The sequence below is a fragment of the Schaedlerella arabinosiphila genome (genome assembly GCF_003885045.1).
Taxonomy (GTDB): Bacteria; Bacillota; Clostridia; order Lachnospirales; family Lachnospiraceae; genus Schaedlerella; species Schaedlerella arabinosiphila.
The window spans coordinates 6,243,294-6,256,820 of record NZ_RHJS01000002.1; the positions used below are offsets into that span (position 1 = coordinate 6,243,294).

General features: G+C 48.9%; 17 protein-coding genes. 3 read left to right on the forward strand and 14 right to left on the reverse strand.

Translation table 11 applies throughout. From position 1 onward, the window contains the following. Window positions 1-50: 50 nt before the first annotated feature. From EBB54_RS29325 to EBB54_RS29335, 3 genes are read right to left on the reverse strand one after another with little or no spacing between them, the layout of a single operon-like run. Entirely contained in the window at window positions 51-437 is a 387-nt protein-coding gene (locus EBB54_RS29325; RefSeq protein WP_125130396.1) for a cysteine-rich VLP domain-containing protein, read from the reverse strand. Continuing rightward, window positions 427-2,073, reverse strand: a complete 1,647-nt coding sequence (locus EBB54_RS29330; protein WP_125130398.1) for a relaxase/mobilization nuclease domain-containing protein — start codon at window positions 2,071-2,073, stop codon at window positions 427-429. The genes EBB54_RS29325 and EBB54_RS29330 overlap by 11 nt, the downstream gene beginning before the upstream one ends. Further along, window positions 2,045-2,440: a plasmid mobilization protein gene (locus EBB54_RS29335; protein WP_125130400.1), complete on the reverse strand. Its 396-nt coding sequence runs from the start codon at window positions 2,438-2,440 to the stop codon at window positions 2,045-2,047. The genes EBB54_RS29330 and EBB54_RS29335 overlap by 29 nt, the downstream gene beginning before the upstream one ends. A 532-nt stretch (window positions 2,441-2,972) precedes the next feature. Between EBB54_RS29335 and tnpA the strand changes: the two genes are divergently transcribed. From tnpA to tnpC, 3 genes are all read left to right on the forward strand, one after another. Then, window positions 2,973-3,311, forward strand: coding sequence for an IS66 family insertion sequence element accessory protein TnpA (tnpA, locus tag EBB54_RS29340; RefSeq protein ID WP_125126868.1), 339 nt, complete (start codon window positions 2,973-2,975; stop codon window positions 3,309-3,311). Then, window positions 3,305-3,682 carry an IS66 family insertion sequence element accessory protein TnpB gene (tnpB, locus tag EBB54_RS29345; protein ID WP_125128754.1) on the forward strand — a complete coding sequence of 126 codons (378 nt, stop codon included), beginning with the start codon at window positions 3,305-3,307 and terminating at the stop codon, window positions 3,680-3,682. Before tnpA ends, tnpB begins: the two co-directional genes overlap by 7 nt. 135 nt (window positions 3,683-3,817) lie before the next feature. Then, complete coding sequence (tnpC, locus tag EBB54_RS29350) at window positions 3,818-5,443, forward strand: IS66 family transposase (protein WP_243127744.1); 1,626 nt, start codon at window positions 3,818-3,820, stop codon at window positions 5,441-5,443. A gap of 155 nt (window positions 5,444-5,598) precedes the next feature. Here tnpC and EBB54_RS29355 read toward each other — a convergent pair whose 3' ends face one another. The 11 genes from EBB54_RS29355 to EBB54_RS29395 form a co-directional block, all read right to left on the reverse strand. Beyond that, on the reverse strand, window positions 5,599-5,823 hold the full coding sequence (locus EBB54_RS29355; RefSeq protein ID WP_125130402.1) for a helix-turn-helix domain-containing protein: 225 nt from the start codon (window positions 5,821-5,823) through the stop codon (window positions 5,599-5,601). Continuing rightward, the gene (locus EBB54_RS29360; protein WP_125130404.1) at window positions 5,795-6,253 is read right to left on the reverse strand and encodes an RNA polymerase sigma factor; all 459 of its coding nucleotides are present in this window, start codon (window positions 6,251-6,253) and stop codon (window positions 5,795-5,797) included. The genes EBB54_RS29355 and EBB54_RS29360 overlap by 29 nt, the downstream gene beginning before the upstream one ends. 153 nt (window positions 6,254-6,406) lie before the next feature. Further along, entirely contained in the window at window positions 6,407-7,786 is a 1,380-nt protein-coding gene (locus EBB54_RS29365) for an MATE family efflux transporter (RefSeq protein WP_125130407.1), read from the reverse strand. Next, on the reverse strand, window positions 7,779-8,228 hold the full coding sequence (locus EBB54_RS29370; RefSeq protein WP_125130409.1) for a MarR family winged helix-turn-helix transcriptional regulator: 450 nt from the start codon (window positions 8,226-8,228) through the stop codon (window positions 7,779-7,781). Before EBB54_RS29370 ends, EBB54_RS29365 begins: the two co-directional genes overlap by 8 nt. A 405-nt stretch (window positions 8,229-8,633) precedes the next feature. Further along, window positions 8,634-8,774: a Maff2 family mobile element protein gene (locus EBB54_RS29375; protein WP_002586628.1), complete on the reverse strand. Its 141-nt coding sequence runs from the start codon at window positions 8,772-8,774 to the stop codon at window positions 8,634-8,636. A 473-nt stretch (window positions 8,775-9,247) separates the two neighbouring features. Next, complete coding sequence (locus EBB54_RS30300; protein ID WP_154677817.1) at window positions 9,248-9,406, reverse strand: hypothetical protein; 159 nt, start codon at window positions 9,404-9,406, stop codon at window positions 9,248-9,250. Continuing rightward, a complete protein-coding gene (locus EBB54_RS30655; RefSeq protein ID WP_170178112.1) occupies window positions 9,399-9,566 on the reverse strand; it encodes a hypothetical protein in 168 nt (55 codons plus the stop codon). The genes EBB54_RS30300 and EBB54_RS30655 overlap by 8 nt, the downstream gene beginning before the upstream one ends. Next, the gene (locus EBB54_RS29380) at window positions 9,559-11,346 is read right to left on the reverse strand and encodes a VirD4-like conjugal transfer protein, CD1115 family (RefSeq protein WP_125130411.1); all 1,788 of its coding nucleotides are present in this window, start codon (window positions 11,344-11,346) and stop codon (window positions 9,559-9,561) included. The genes EBB54_RS30655 and EBB54_RS29380 overlap by 8 nt, the downstream gene beginning before the upstream one ends. Then, window positions 11,343-11,825, reverse strand: coding sequence for a PcfB family protein (locus tag EBB54_RS29385; protein ID WP_125130413.1), 483 nt, complete (start codon window positions 11,823-11,825; stop codon window positions 11,343-11,345). Before EBB54_RS29385 ends, EBB54_RS29380 begins: the two co-directional genes overlap by 4 nt. A 41-nt stretch (window positions 11,826-11,866) precedes the next feature. Then, window positions 11,867-12,094: a DUF5348 domain-containing protein gene (locus tag EBB54_RS29390; RefSeq protein ID WP_103240181.1), complete on the reverse strand. Its 228-nt coding sequence runs from the start codon at window positions 12,092-12,094 to the stop codon at window positions 11,867-11,869. A 31-nt stretch (window positions 12,095-12,125) separates the two neighbouring features. Then, window positions 12,126-13,103 (reverse strand): DUF6017 domain-containing protein, encoded by a 978-nt coding sequence (locus EBB54_RS29395; RefSeq protein WP_125130416.1) that lies wholly within the window; start codon window positions 13,101-13,103, stop codon window positions 12,126-12,128. Between the last annotated feature and the right edge of the window lie 424 nt (window positions 13,104-13,527).

A 13,527-nucleotide genomic window follows, 5' to 3' on the forward strand; every position in this document is an offset into this window, starting at 1 on the left:
AAGGATATAACTATCGTCTACCCGTTGAGGGCGGTCAAAAAAGCCTTGATTTACGGGGGTTTGGAATATCCTAAAGCGTGACATTTATCCCTCTGTTTCCGCTTGCGCTGTGCGGCTTTGATTCTTTTCATGCGTCCAGCGCAATCCGGGCAGTATTTCCCCCGGTTGGACTTGGGGAGAAAATAGCCGCCGCACTCGGTACAGCGTTTCCTGTCTGCCCGGTGGAGTAGGGCGGCTTCCAGTTTCCCGTCCAGCGGCAGAACGGCGGTAATGAACCAGCGGCATATAAGCGAATAGCTGATACTCTGGACGCATACGCAAGGCTCGCCGTTATCCAGCAAGATACAGTTGCCGTTATCGTAGTTGCAGCACTCATGTACAAGGCGGCGGGCGGCTCTGTACTGTGGGTAGTCCATGTAGGGGCGTTTACCGTTCATTTTCCCGCCCCTTTTCCCGTTCCGGCTCACGGCACAAGATTTTGTCAAGATTGCCCTTTACGGTCTGCAATTCCCGGACGCTTGCTTTCTTCTCCCGGTACTCGTTGTAAAGCGTGTTCTTCTCCCTTGTAAGCTGTTCAATCTCTGCTTGTAGGGCTTTGGACGCTGGCAGCTTGGAGATTCCCTGTGCCTTGAAATACCGGGCGGCAGATTCGGAAATGATAAACTCGCTTTCGTGCTGCTCCCGGTAGCTCTTACGGGCTTTCTCTGTTTTCTGTGCTTTTAGCCCGTCACGGGCTGGCTTGGTCTTGATATACGCCAATAGCTGTTTCTGCAAGTCCTTTTTCTCCCGTAAAGTGCTTTCCACGGCTTTCAGTTTCCCGGTCACTTCATGCAGTCCGGCACTGGCAGCGGCAAGGGCGGCTTCCAGTTCCTCCGGGGAAGAAAAGCCGGATTCCTCGTAAACGCTCATGGTAGCCGCCATTTGCTTCAAGTTGTGCAAGGTCGCCCATTTCTCATAGCCTTTCCCCTTGCCCTCGGCTTTCTTGGCGGCTATGTCTACCATGCGCTGTACAACTTCCCGTTGGGAAGCGTCTTGTTTCGGTGCGTTTATGGCGGTTTTATTCCGCTGTAAGCGGTCTTTTATGCTGCGGGGGTATTCCTGTTGGGGTAGGGGCGTTTCGGCGGCTCTGGCGGCGTTCTGTGCGTTTTGGGTGAGTGCTTCCAGTATGGCGGCATGGTCAAAATCATCACCTAATTTCCGGGCTGTGATTGGCTTCGTCCTGTCCGGCGTGAGATAGGACAATCTCCCCCGGCTCTCCTTGACGGTCACGCCCTGTTGCAGCAGCTTCCCGGAAAAGTCCTCAAAGGAAATGGCAGAGGACAGGGCAGCTCGGATTGTGCGCCTTAGCTTCTCCTTGTCGGTTTCAAACTTGGTCTGTTTGGGCGGCTCTCCTGTGGTGGCTTGGGAAGCGTTCTCTTTATCCAGTGCGGCTTGTCCTTTCCGTTTCGCCCAATACTCACGCTCGGTAATGCGGTTCTTGCTCCCGTTCAGCAAGTCAATCTGATAGAGGTTTTCCCGGTGGCACATCTCCATGACTTCCGCTTTGAAGTATTCCATAGCTGCGTCTGTACAGCGGTGCTTGCAGCCCTCCCTTGTGTCGGCTGGTCTTTCCATGTAGGGTAGCAAGGGTACTTCCTCAATCCGTAGGGAATTGATTACGATATGCACATGAATGTTGCCGCTGTGGTTATGCCCGTCCGGGTGGGTGCATACCAACGCTTGGTGTCCGGGGAAATGCGTCTTGCAAAATTCCTCGCCCAATGCTTGCGCCCGGTCTACGGTCAAGCCGTTGTCTGGTGCGTCACGGGGGTCAAAGGAAATAATATAGTGGTGGCTCTTTACGTCCTCCCGCTTCTGGTTCTTGCCGTATTTGAGATTAGAGCGCATACAGGCGATTGCAAAATCTTCATCACCGCAATTCAGAGAGGAAATGAGATAGCCTGTCCTCGGAACAATCTGCCCGTTTTCATCAAGAGTGGGCTTCATGGTAAACTCGTCATGCTCAAAAGTTAGGTACTGCTCGGCAGCTCCGTAATCGGCATTTTTAGAGCTGATATGTTTGAATGTTGCCAACGGCTTCACCTACTTTCTGCAAGACTTCAAACTTCAAGGCGGCAAGCTCCGCTGTGGCGGCTCGTACCTCTTGGGAGAGGGCATTATAGGGTACGCCGTACTCGTTCAGACAGCGGGCAATCTGGTTCAAGTTGCCGCCGATTTTCCCGTACTCGGCTGTGAGTTTCCCAACGGCAGAGAGTAATTCATCATTGACCGGGGAAACGGTAATAACCGGGCGTATGCTTGACTTAATGAGGGCTTGCCGGATAAACTCGGCTTGGCTCATTTTGCAGAGGGTGACACGCTCGGAAAACTCTGCATATTCTTCCTCAGTCAAGCGTGTTTTGATTACCCGGTGACGGTGTGGCGTGTTGTATCTTTTCATGGCTGTGAACCTCCTTTCGTGGGTGGATTTTTTCAAGCGGCGCAAGCCGCAAAAAGGCGGGCTTGGGGTGGCAACCCCAACAAGATTCCCATAGGACAAAATGAGCCGGTAGGCGAAATTTGGTACTGTGGTAGAATCTTGCTCTTAGAAAGTGGCGGCTTCCTCTGTGTGGGCTTCCGCTGATACCCTCGACGGAGAGGGCGGGGCTTCTGCCAACTTTGCGGCGGTATTTCGCTCTCAATATCTTTAGTACCGCAAGCGTGGATTTTGCCAAAGCTGCGGCGATATTTCTCCCTCAAATACTACAAACCAGCAAAAAGCAAAATGGACGTTGATTTACGGAAATTTCCCCTCATTCCTTACAAAACCACACAAGCCCGAATAGGCGGGAATTTTCAGAAATTTCTTTCTATCCCCCTTTGCACGGCATAATACCGACATTTTTTGGTAAGCGATTCAAAACCTACCGTAGTGCATAATCTCTCTTTCCCTGCTATACTGCTTCTAAAAGAGCAGAAGGAGGAATCAGTCAGTGAATGTACATTACAGCCATGAGGAATGGAGGATGATCTTTAGCCAGCGGCTCCAAAGTGGTCTCTCCGTTCGTAAGTGGTGTGAGAAGAACAACTTCAAATATGATACCTATAAATACTGGGAGAAAAAGATCCGGAGGATGGACACCGAACCAGAATCCTTTCCTGTTGCAGAACAGCCTTTCATAGAGCTCCCGCTCTTCCACCAGGAATTGCCAACGATACCGGAATCCCTTTCCCTAGAGGTCCGATACCACGAATTTCATGTGGGCATCCACAAAAACGCAGATATGGGACAGGTTTCAGGAGTACTGCGGCTCCTGCAGTCCCTATGCTGAGCATGATCACCCAGGGGGCGGAACATATCTTCCTCGCCTGTGGTGCGACGGATTTTCGAAAACAGATTGAGGGGCTCGCAGCCCTCGTTACTTTGAAATACCATTTGGATCCCTATTCCCCGGTCTGTGTATTTTTGTTCTGCAATAAAAAACGAGATTGTCTGAAAGCACTCCGTTTTGAAGGTGGAAACGGATTCCTCCTGGCAACAAAGAAGCTCCTGCCGGACATGCGTTTCCAATGGCCCAGGACACCTGACGATATCAAAGACATCACTGCGCAGCAGGTACGCTGGCTCCTGGAGGGGCTGTCTATTGAACAGAAATATGCGCATAAGCCGGTAAAGATACAGCCGGAGGATACCTGCTTCTGAGCAGAAAAAATGACGGATAACCCACGGATTATCCTTAAAAAATCAGCATTTTTCAGGTCAAAAAAAAGCCTGGAATGCTGATTTTTTCATAAAAAGATGTTAAAATGAAGGAAATGCGGGGAGGGAGGAAGAGCCATGCAGACAGCAGCACAACAGGAAGAAGTAACCAGACTGCGGGAACAGGTGGAATCTCTGAAAAAGATGCTGGGAGAACGGGATGCACAGATCGAAAGACAACGTATCCAGATCGAGAACCTGACCCAGGCAGTTTTGCATGCGCGTAAAAAGATGTATGGCCCATCCAGTGAGGCCACCCAGGTTACAGGACAGCTGAACCTGTTTCCGGAGCAGGAGCAGCTCCTGCAGGAACTGGCAAAACAACAGAAAGAGATCACAGTACCGGAGCATACACGGAAAGTACGTCAGGCAGGTGTGCGCTCAGAAATGCTCTCTTCTCTTGAAACAGAGATCGAACGCTGCGTAGTAAGTGAAGAAGAAACCTGCCCTGTATGCGGTGCACAACTGACAAAAGTAGGAGAAAAAGTAGTACGGACCGAAGTGGTATATGAACCAGCGAAGCTGAAAGTAAAACAGTATGTGCAGGAGATAAAAAAATGTACAAAATGCGGCAGCCAAGACAGTGAGAAGCTGTCCCCCACATTCGTAGCGGCCAGAGTCCCCAAAGGTTTGCTCCCACATTCGATCGCAAGTCCATCCCTGGTTGCAGGGATCCTATACCAGAAATATGATATGGGAATCCCCCTGGCAAGGCAGGAGCGGGACTGGTACCGCATTGGGCTTAGTATCTACCGTTCCACCATGTCGCATTGGGTGATCCGATGCAGTCAGGAATGGCTGGAGCCGATCTTCCTGAGGATGCACCAGGTCATCATGGAGACCTGCTCCGTATTGATGGGTGACGAAACCCGGATCCAATGCAACAAGGAACCGGGAAAGAAGGCCAGCAGCGAATCCTTCATGTGGGTGGTGCGGACCGGAAGCTTTGAAAAGATCCGCGCAGTGCTCTTCCACTATGCAAGGACCCGTTCCGGAGCAGAAGCAAAACGGCTGTATACCGGATTTGCTGGATATCTGGTAACAGATGCCTGCGACAGCTACGAAAAAGTAGAAGGAGTCAGCCGGGCTCTGTGCTGGTCGCATCTGCGTCGCTACTATATAGAGAGCATCCCGCTGGACTCTGCGGGAAAGGAGCTAAAGGGGAGCAAAGGAGCGGAGGCGCGAGAATGGTGCGACCAGCTTTTTAAAATCGAAAAAAAGATTCAGGGCCTAGAACCGCAGGAGCGGCTGGAGAAACGCAAAGAACTGAGCCAGCCGGTACTTGAGGCTTTTTGGTCATGGGTAGAAGAAACGAGCGAAAAATATACTGCCAACGAATCTTTGAAAAAGGCGCTGCAATACAGCCGGAACCAGAAAAAATATCTGAATACCTTCATGGAGGATGGAAGGCTTCCGATTTCGAATAATGAGTGCGAAGCCTGTATACGTCCCTTTGCAACCGGCCGTAAATCCTGGCTGTTTGCGGACACACCGGAAGGGGCGAGAGCCAGTGGGATTGTCTATTCACTGGTAGAATCATCGAAATTGAATCAATTGGATGTATTCCGATATCTGTCTTATCTGTTGGAAAAGATGCCGGAAATTGATTACCAGTATCAAAATGATCCAAGTATTTTGGATCCATATCTGCCATGGTCCAGGGAACTCCCGGAATACTGTAGAATTCAGAAAAAGATGAAATGATCTGTTATGGAAGTATTACCATAGCAGATCATTTTTTACAATACGGTTTCTTTTGCATCGCTTACCATTTTTTGAAAATGCCAAAAATGGGCGCAAAAAAACAGGAAACCTTTTCTTGATTTCCTGTCTTGGTGTGCCGTTCTATGTAGCGGCGGTTATTCTGTTTTGGTATATGGTTGTTCATCAAAACGGAACTTGAACAATGCAGCAACAAGCCGGGATTTTATGCTGTCCTCCGTATCCCTGTCGATATGCCCGTTTTCAATGGCAGCAATTCGGATTCGCTTGCTGTAATGCCGTAAAACCTCGTCCACGGCTTCCGGCTCTCCGCTGGTCGCCCTGACAATCGTTTCATAGGGTAAAAGGCTCGGATTCCCCATGTGAAAGCACCTCCATTTCTTTGTGCAGAAGCTGTAAAGTCCTGCGGATTTGATACCCGGTCGTACTCCGGCAACGTCCGTACATTTCCCCGATTTCCCGCTGTGTGTAATGCCCGAAAAAGTAAAGGAAAATGATTTCCCGGTTCTTCTCCGGCAGAGATAACAGGGCGGCGGCAAGCTCCCCATTGGTGAGGATAACTGTCTGACCGCATATCGTAATGGGGTATTCTTCATAGGGTGCTTCAAAATATTCGTCTGTTGTGCCTAAAGGATAAAATTTTTCTTCTGTGAGGTATTCAAGGGATATTTCTTTTTGCCGCCGCCTGCTCCTGTCACGCCATGCGTTGATAGCCGCAAAGCGTATGACGGTTTTGCAATAGCCGTTGAAAGTATACATGATGTGTTCTCTGTATGCTTCTGTGCAAGGCATATATGATTCCCCCCTTTCTCCCACATGGGGTTATGCTATGGTTTAATAGCTTCTTTTTATGATGATAATGGGTGACAGCAGTTTTTCTGTCTCCTCTTATCTGCTCAACTGCGAAAACAGATGGTGTATCAACGGCGGGCATAACCCGTCATTTTACTGTGGACTAGTTTGACTAATATATGTTGCATTTTTTTGTTTTCTTAATTCTACCCCCACTAGCACAACAGATAGCACAAACGCTGAAAAATCAGCGACAGGTCCCGCAAGCAATACTCCCATAATTCCGAAACGAAGCGGGAGCAACAGGGTAAGCGGAATCAAGAAAAAGGTCTGCCTTGTTAATGCCAACAGAGCGCCTTTTAACGCTTTTCCTATTGCAGTAAAAAAGCTGGAAGAAAGCAACTGTACACCATTTACCAACACCATGAAAAGATAGGTACGCATGAACAAAACAGCAAATTCAAAATACAGCTCGTCGCCGTCTCCGAATAGTGAAATGATAGAATGCGGGAAAAATTGAAATGCGATGAAGCCAATGGCAGAAACGACGAGGTTCCATTTTACTGCAAGCAGATAAGCTTCCCGTACACGATGATATTGCCTTGCCCCATAGTTGAAGCCGATAATCGGCTGTGTTCCCTGCGAGATTCCCACAACAATCGCAAGAAGGATGGCATTTGTTTTCATAACGATTCCGCAAGCAGCCAAGGGAATATCCGTTCCATATTTTGTTAATGCGCCGTAATAAGTCAAAGAATTGTATTGAATGATTTGAATCACGGTAACTGCAATCTGGTTTGAACTGCTGCTGATTCCCATGCTGCAAATTTTCAGACTTTCTCTGATGTCCAGCAAAAACGACTCTTTTTCAAAATGGATTGTTTGGAAACGCCATATATAACGGACTGCGAGTATGAAAGAAAAAATTTGCCCAATGACCGTTGCCCAAGCTCCGCCGGCAATTCCCCAATCGCAAGCAAAAATAAAAATAGGGTCAAGAATGGTATTGATAATAGCTCCCACAACCATGCAGACCATCGAATACTTTGGTTTTCCATCTGCTCGAATCAAATTGCTCATGCCATTCGTTACGATAAGAAACGGCATTCCAATCAATGTGATGCTGGCATATTGCTTTGCATATGGAAACACATCTGTCGTTGCCCCAAATGCCTTTAGAAGCAAAGGCAACAGAGCTTCGCCAACCAACAAATAGATAATTCCGAAAATCCCCATTAGAACAATGCCATTTCCCGCTGCTTTGGCGGCAGCTTTCGGCTCTTTGCGTCCAAGACAGAGGGAAACACGGGAAGCACTACCAATTCCAACCAGCAGTGCAATGGCAAGGCAGATGGTAGAGAACGGGTAGGCAACATTGGTTGCTGCATTTCCCAAATAGCCGACCCCTTGACCAATAAAAATCTGATCCACAATATTGTAGATTGAGCCGACAAGAGACGCCACAATACTTGGAACAGCAAAATTTTTCAACAGCTTTGAAATTTTTTCACAGCCCAGCGGATTTTCAGTCATTGAATTCCTCCCCCTTTCTCTCTATATGGAGTTCCGATGTGATATTTTTGCCCGCCTGTATTAAGAAATCCATAAAAAGGTTCTGATCAGATTCGCTCATACCCTGCAATAAAAGAGCTTCTGTCTTTTCGCATATCGTCTGTATCTCGTCAATAATAGACAATGCTCTTTCTGTAGGATACAGCTTACACGTCCTCTTATCCTTATCATGGGGAGAGCGTGTAATCATTCCCTGCTTTTCTAATGCCGCAACCGTCCGTACAATATTGCTCGGATGAACATAAAACATATCCAGCAAAGAATCTTGTAGAATACCGGGCGAATGGCAGATTTTGATTAAGAACATATATTGACTGTTATTGATTCCAAAGGGGGCAAGCTGTTTGTCCAAATAGATTTTGTAAAATCGGTCTGTTACTGAAAGCCATTTTAATAGTCGCATAGATATATTCCTCCTAACCGCAAGTATTATACATCAATATGCGTGCGCACGCAAGTATTTTTTGAGAGTGTAAAGAATCATTACTTTTTGCTGCCGACAACTATTTTCGAATTAAGGTATTTAGTCCTTATAATGTTTTTGTAGATAGGTATGAGAGGGATTCCGTAGTAGTCGGCATTGTGGGAATGTGTATAACTGGCTGTCTTATGGAATTGTGGGTAACTCTGTTTGCAGGACGTGGGAAAGCTGCTCTTTAGCTTTTCCATGTGCTGTGAATAGAGTTATCCATGATTCCATAGCCTGTTATGCACATTTCCACAATGCTTGTCTTTTGGTCTTTGGTTTTTTTGGTTCGGAATAGCGTGGTGCTGGCGGTCTATCTCTTATTTTCGGTTGTTTGCTTCTTTACCGTACATGAGCATTCGCGCCCGGATTGTCATTGCCATAGCCCTCCATGAGATTGATCACGCCCCAAATACCAAGTCCGGCTCCAAGTGCTACAACAAGGGTCTGCAAAACGTCTACTGCGCTATTGAAAAATGCCATGAATATATCCTTTCTGCCGCGTCTGCGGCTGTCCGGCAAGCGGACAAAAGGCGGTCAGCGTTTTGGTCGCCGCCGCATAAAAAAAACGCCCTGTATGAAAGGCGGTGTCCCCACGCTGCGTAAGTTCTGCGGCGCGGCGGTATTCAGTTGTAAGGGGTTGGGCGGTACGTCCCACGGTAGGGGCGCGTACCATGTAGCCCGTGTTTACGTTCTTGATTTCCGATCAGCTCCTTAAAAAATCTTTTTATGAATGACAGGTAGGAAAGGGTCTTTTTCCGTAGCAGTCGGCGGTGTGGGAATGTGGGTAACTGGCTGCTCTTTTGGGGCTGTGGGAAACGCTGTTTGCAGGACGTGGGAAAGCCGCACTCTGGCTTTTCCATGTGCTGTGAATGGCGTTTTCCATAGCCCCATAGCCTGTTATCCACATTTCCACGGCGCAAGGGGCGCGTATCTCACGCCCGGTTTTTCTGTTCTTAACTGCAATCCCTCCTTTCTCCCTGCTGGTGGGTCAGCTCCATGTGCCGGATATAGCTTTCTGTCCCCTTAATAGCAGCGTCAACCGCCCCGGCTATGAGTAGCTGCCACTTCATAACCTCCCGTATCTCCATTTCTTTACTGATACCTTTATTCATGGTCTGCGTCCTCCTGTAAATGCGCCCGGTTCTTCTCGTAGAGCCGTTCACAATCCTTAATAAATTTCCGCAGGGCAGCTTCCCGCCGCTGTTCCTCCCGGATTTTCGGGTTGACAAGCACCGTAAACCGCCGCCTGTCAGTTCCGGGGTGTTCACTCATGGTCTGTGTCCTCCTGTAAGCCCTCCCCGTCAATCTCGTAGTAGTCAAATTCTTCCTCCGGCTTCACAATGGCGGGGCGGCGTTTGATGTGCTTTTCCATGTCAAAGGCATTTTTCGGGTCTGCGTCGGAAAGGTACTTATATTTCGGGTGTTTTGTGATGTCAAATTTATCCGAAAAGAACGGGCGCACCCCGCGCACCTGTAAAATGCACTTGCCCCCGTCCATAACGGCGATCTCGTCCTGTGTCATAAGCTCTTTCCCCAGCTTTTGATAGTTCAGCCCGTGGGAAAGCTCCCGTCCCCGCGTTTCAGAGGTGTTAAAGCTGTCTATGGTTTCCTTGCCTAAAAGTTCCGACATTTCTTTAAGGGTTGTTTTTTCTTTGCCGCCCAAGAAAAGGGTCGTGTCGCAATTCCCCGTGATTGTGTCGGCGTTGTCCTTGTAAATGGCTTTTAGCTGGCTCTGTGACTGCAAGATAATTGACGCGGATATTTCCCGGCTCCGTATAGTTGCTATGAGCTTTTCAAACTTCGGTATCTGCCCGATATTCGCAAATTCATCAAGTAAGCACCTTACATGGACGGGAAGCCGCCCGCCGTATTCATCATCTGCCTTGTCGCATAAGAGGTTGAATAGCTGTGTGTAGAGAATACTCACGACAAAGTTAAAGGTGTCGTCGGTGTCGCTGATAATAACGAAAAGGGCGGTCTTTCTGTCCCCCAGCGTGTCAAGCTCCATTTCGTCCGTTTCCATTAGCTCCCGCAGCTCCCGTATGTCAAATGGCGCAAGCCGCGCACCGCAGGAAATGAGGATAGAGCTTCGCGTCTTGCCCGCCGATAGCAGGAATTTCTTGTACTGCCGGACAGCGAAATGCTCCGGGTCTTTTTCTTCCAGCCGTTCAAACATGAGGTCAACCGGGCTTTGAAATTCCGGGTCGTCCTCGCGGGCTTCGCTGGCGTTTATCATTTCAAGCAGCGTCGTGAAATTCTTTTCTTCCTCCGGGGCTTCATAGTGGATATAGCCGATAAGGGCGCAGTAAAAAAGCCGTTCCGACTTCACCCAAAAATCCTCCCCGGATTTCTCCCCGTCGCCTTTGGTGTTGGCGATTATGGTATTTACCAGCTTCAAAATGTCTTTCTCGCTCCGCAGATAGGCAAAGGGATTGTAGCGCATGGACTTTTTGAAATTGATTGTGTTCAGCACTTTTATCCGATAGCCGCCCCGCTGTAAGAGCTTCCCGCACTCGATTAAGACAGTGCCTTTCGGGTCTGTGACAACATAGCTGCTGTGCATTTGCATAAGCGACGGTTTGACGAAAAACCTTGTCTTGCCGCTGCCGGAACCGCCGATCACAAGGATATTTTTGTTTCTTGCATATTTCGGCTGCTTCGGGCGGCTGTTCATGGTGAGCCGTTCCGTCTGTGTTAAGGGGATATTGTTCTCAAATACCGGGTCTGTGTACGGCTTTATATCGTCGGCGGTTCCCCAACGCGCGGAACCGTACTCAATACCTTTGCGGTATTTCTTTGCGTTCTTGCCTTTTAGGTAAACGGCAAGCCGGATAATCACCGCCCCGGCAACGCCGATCAGCAGGTCGGCGGGGTGGAAGCTGGGCGCGGCACTGGCAAAGGCGGCGGTGAAGCCCTCCCCAAAATGTAAAATCTTTTGGCTTGCGTCCATGCCGGGGGAAAGCCGGACAGCCGCGCCCACCTTGTCAAACAGGTACACAAAGAGCAGATACGGGAGATTAAGGATAAGCAGCTTCTTGATTTCCGGCTTCATAGCGATACCTCCCTGTCCTTGTTTTTGGTCTGCTGGCGGCTGGCGTTCAGCTCCTTTGCCTTTTCCCGGAAAGCGGCTAATGCCTTTCGGATTGAGGGCTTCCTATCCTGCGTCAGCTTCTTTGCGGAAAACTCCTTGAAAGCAGCGGTCAGCGCGTCCGCGTCCCTGCCCTTAAAGAATACAAGGTAGCGGGGCGGGGTTTCCGTCGCGTCCTTTTTCAGCGCAAAGTCGATACCATATTTTTTCGCTGTACTCTCAAAGGCTTTGATGTTGTCCTTTGTGATCTCAATGTTGGAAACGCCTGTATTCTGCTTCATAAGCTGCTTTAGGGTCTGCTTCCCGTGGGGGATTGCCTGTCTGTCAAGCTCTTTCTTTGCCTGTGAGAGCAGCTTTTTGATTGCCTTTTGCAGCACTTCGGCGGTCAGCTTCCCGGTCTTGATATACAGGGCAACGGTTTTTTCGTTGATTTCGTCCTGCATGGGGTCTGTCCCTCCTTTCGGGGTAATCTATGGGGCGGCGGTCAGATACGCACCCGCAGCCCGTTTAAGTCGTCGGCTCTGATACCCACCAAGTACCATTCCTGCGCCATGTTCATTTCAATACGGGTCGGCTTCCACTTGCCGCGTGTGAACACGTCGAAACATTCCCCGCAATGCAGCCCGCCGTAATAACTGGCAAGGTCAAAGCGAATGTCATAGCGGTCTGTGCGCTCGTCAAATACCAATGCTCCCGTCATTTTCTGTGCCATAATAAAATCCTCCTTTTGTGGTTGTGGGTGGTTACAGGCTTTCGCCCGGTTTGAATGAATAGGGGTCGTGCGGCTCCTGTGGCGCAAGTGCGCCGCTTGCCATGTCGTGAGCCACAAGGGACGTGTAATAATTGCCGATTGTGGACGGGGCGTTGAAAAGCACCGCCCGTAAATACTGCTTGATGTTGCGGATTTTGGTTGTGTTCTCTTTCATACAGTCCAGCACAAAGCGGATATGTTCAGCGTCCAGCTTCATAAACTTTGCCTTTACCAGCTCGGCGGGGTAGTCGTCCCCGGCAATGCGGATCGTCTTTCTCCGGGTACAGACGGTTTCCAGCATGAGGTCTACAATCTCATTCAGCCTGTCCCCGTCAAACTTCATATCCTGTATGAGAATGTCATAGTCGATATTGTCCTTGATGATCTCCCGGTAAATCTCAAAAGCGGTCTGTGCTTCCGCTTCCTTTCGTTTCCGTTTCGGCGGCGCAGCCGCTTCCTGCTCCAAAGGAGAGGGGTTAGGGGAAAGGATAGGAATGGAATGGGTACTTTGTAAATCTGTATTTATTTTTTCTTTTGTTGGTAAGTCAGTTCTTTGTATATCTTTATTTAATTGCATTGGATTTTCCAACGTAGGTTTTTCCAATATTGGTTTTTCCTGCGTTGGATTATCCAATGTTGGATTTTCCAATGTAGGTAAATCCGGCGTAGGTTCTGTATGCGGCTGCTCATAAATTACATAATCGGCTCCCCGCAAGCGTCCTTTCTCGTCGCGCTCCCGTGATCGGACGATATACCCGGCGCGTTCCAGCTCCTTTATGGCTTCCCGGATAGCGTCTATCTTTTCCCGGTTGATCTGTGACAGCCCCGCAAGGGTGTAGTCCCAATCTTCGGGCAGGGAAAGCATTTGCGACAAAAGCCCCTTTGCCTTTAGGGTCAGCTCCTTGTTGCGTAAATGGTGGTTGCTCATAACGGTATAGCCCTTGTTGCGCTCCACTCGGAAAACTGCCATAGCTTCATCACTCCTTTGGTTGTGGATTTGTTACGCAATAGAACGCCATTTTGCCGGGGTTAGGTATAAATCCCTTACCATGTCAGAAATGCGTCCCCAATGCCTTGTAAATCAAGGCTCTTTTCGCCCCTAATGCGTAACATGAGGGCATAAAAAAAGCGGCGTTCCTGTTCTCCCGTGTTGGGATAGAGAAACGCCGCGTTTGCGTCGTATTCAGTTTTCATTTATTCTTTCTCAATGCTGTGTGCTGGTGTTTGGGCAGGCAGGGTTCCGGGCGGCATATCAAGGCTCTTTCCCTCAAAAGTAGTAAATTGGTAGTAAATTCAGCTTGAAATCCTGCTTGTATGCCCGTAAATCAAGGCTTTTTTGAGATAATCAACCATTTTCATTATAAAAGAGTAGTTTTTTGGCGGGTAAATTATCA

Bases quoted from the DNA above. Each gene is read 5' to 3' on its own strand.
- EBB54_RS29325 (WP_125130396.1), bottom strand. From the start codon at position 437: ATGAACGGTAAACGCCCCTACATGGACTACCCACAGTACAGAGCCGCC.
- EBB54_RS29335 (WP_125130400.1), bottom strand. From the start codon at position 2,440: ATGAAAAGATACAACACGCCACACCGTCACCGGGTAATCAAAACACGC.
- tnpB (WP_125128754.1), top strand. From the start codon at position 3,305: ATGCTGAGCATGATCACCCAGGGGGCGGAACATATCTTCCTCGCCTGT.
- tnpC (WP_243127744.1), top strand. From the start codon at position 3,818: ATGCAGACAGCAGCACAACAGGAAGAAGTAACCAGACTGCGGGAACAG.
- EBB54_RS29355 (WP_125130402.1), bottom strand. From the start codon at position 5,823: ATGGGGAATCCGAGCCTTTTACCCTATGAAACGATTGTCAGGGCGACC.
- EBB54_RS29360 (WP_125130404.1), bottom strand. From the start codon at position 6,253: ATGCCTTGCACAGAAGCATACAGAGAACACATCATGTATACTTTCAAC.
- EBB54_RS29365 (WP_125130407.1), bottom strand. From the start codon at position 7,786: ATGACTGAAAATCCGCTGGGCTGTGAAAAAATTTCAAAGCTGTTGAAA.
- EBB54_RS29370 (WP_125130409.1), bottom strand. From the start codon at position 8,228: ATGCGACTATTAAAATGGCTTTCAGTAACAGACCGATTTTACAAAATC.
- EBB54_RS29375 (WP_002586628.1), bottom strand. From the start codon at position 8,774: ATGGCATTTTTCAATAGCGCAGTAGACGTTTTGCAGACCCTTGTTGTA.
- EBB54_RS30300 (WP_154677817.1), bottom strand. From the start codon at position 9,406: ATGAATAAAGGTATCAGTAAAGAAATGGAGATACGGGAGGTTATGAAG.
- EBB54_RS30655 (WP_170178112.1), bottom strand. From the start codon at position 9,566: ATGAGTGAACACCCCGGAACTGACAGGCGGCGGTTTACGGTGCTTGTC.
- EBB54_RS29380 (WP_125130411.1), bottom strand. From the start codon at position 11,346: ATGAAGCCGGAAATCAAGAAGCTGCTTATCCTTAATCTCCCGTATCTG.
- EBB54_RS29385 (WP_125130413.1), bottom strand. From the start codon at position 11,825: ATGCAGGACGAAATCAACGAAAAAACCGTTGCCCTGTATATCAAGACC.
- EBB54_RS29390 (WP_103240181.1), bottom strand. From the start codon at position 12,094: ATGGCACAGAAAATGACGGGAGCATTGGTATTTGACGAGCGCACAGAC.
- EBB54_RS29395 (WP_125130416.1), bottom strand. From the start codon at position 13,103: ATGGCAGTTTTCCGAGTGGAGCGCAACAAGGGCTATACCGTTATGAGC.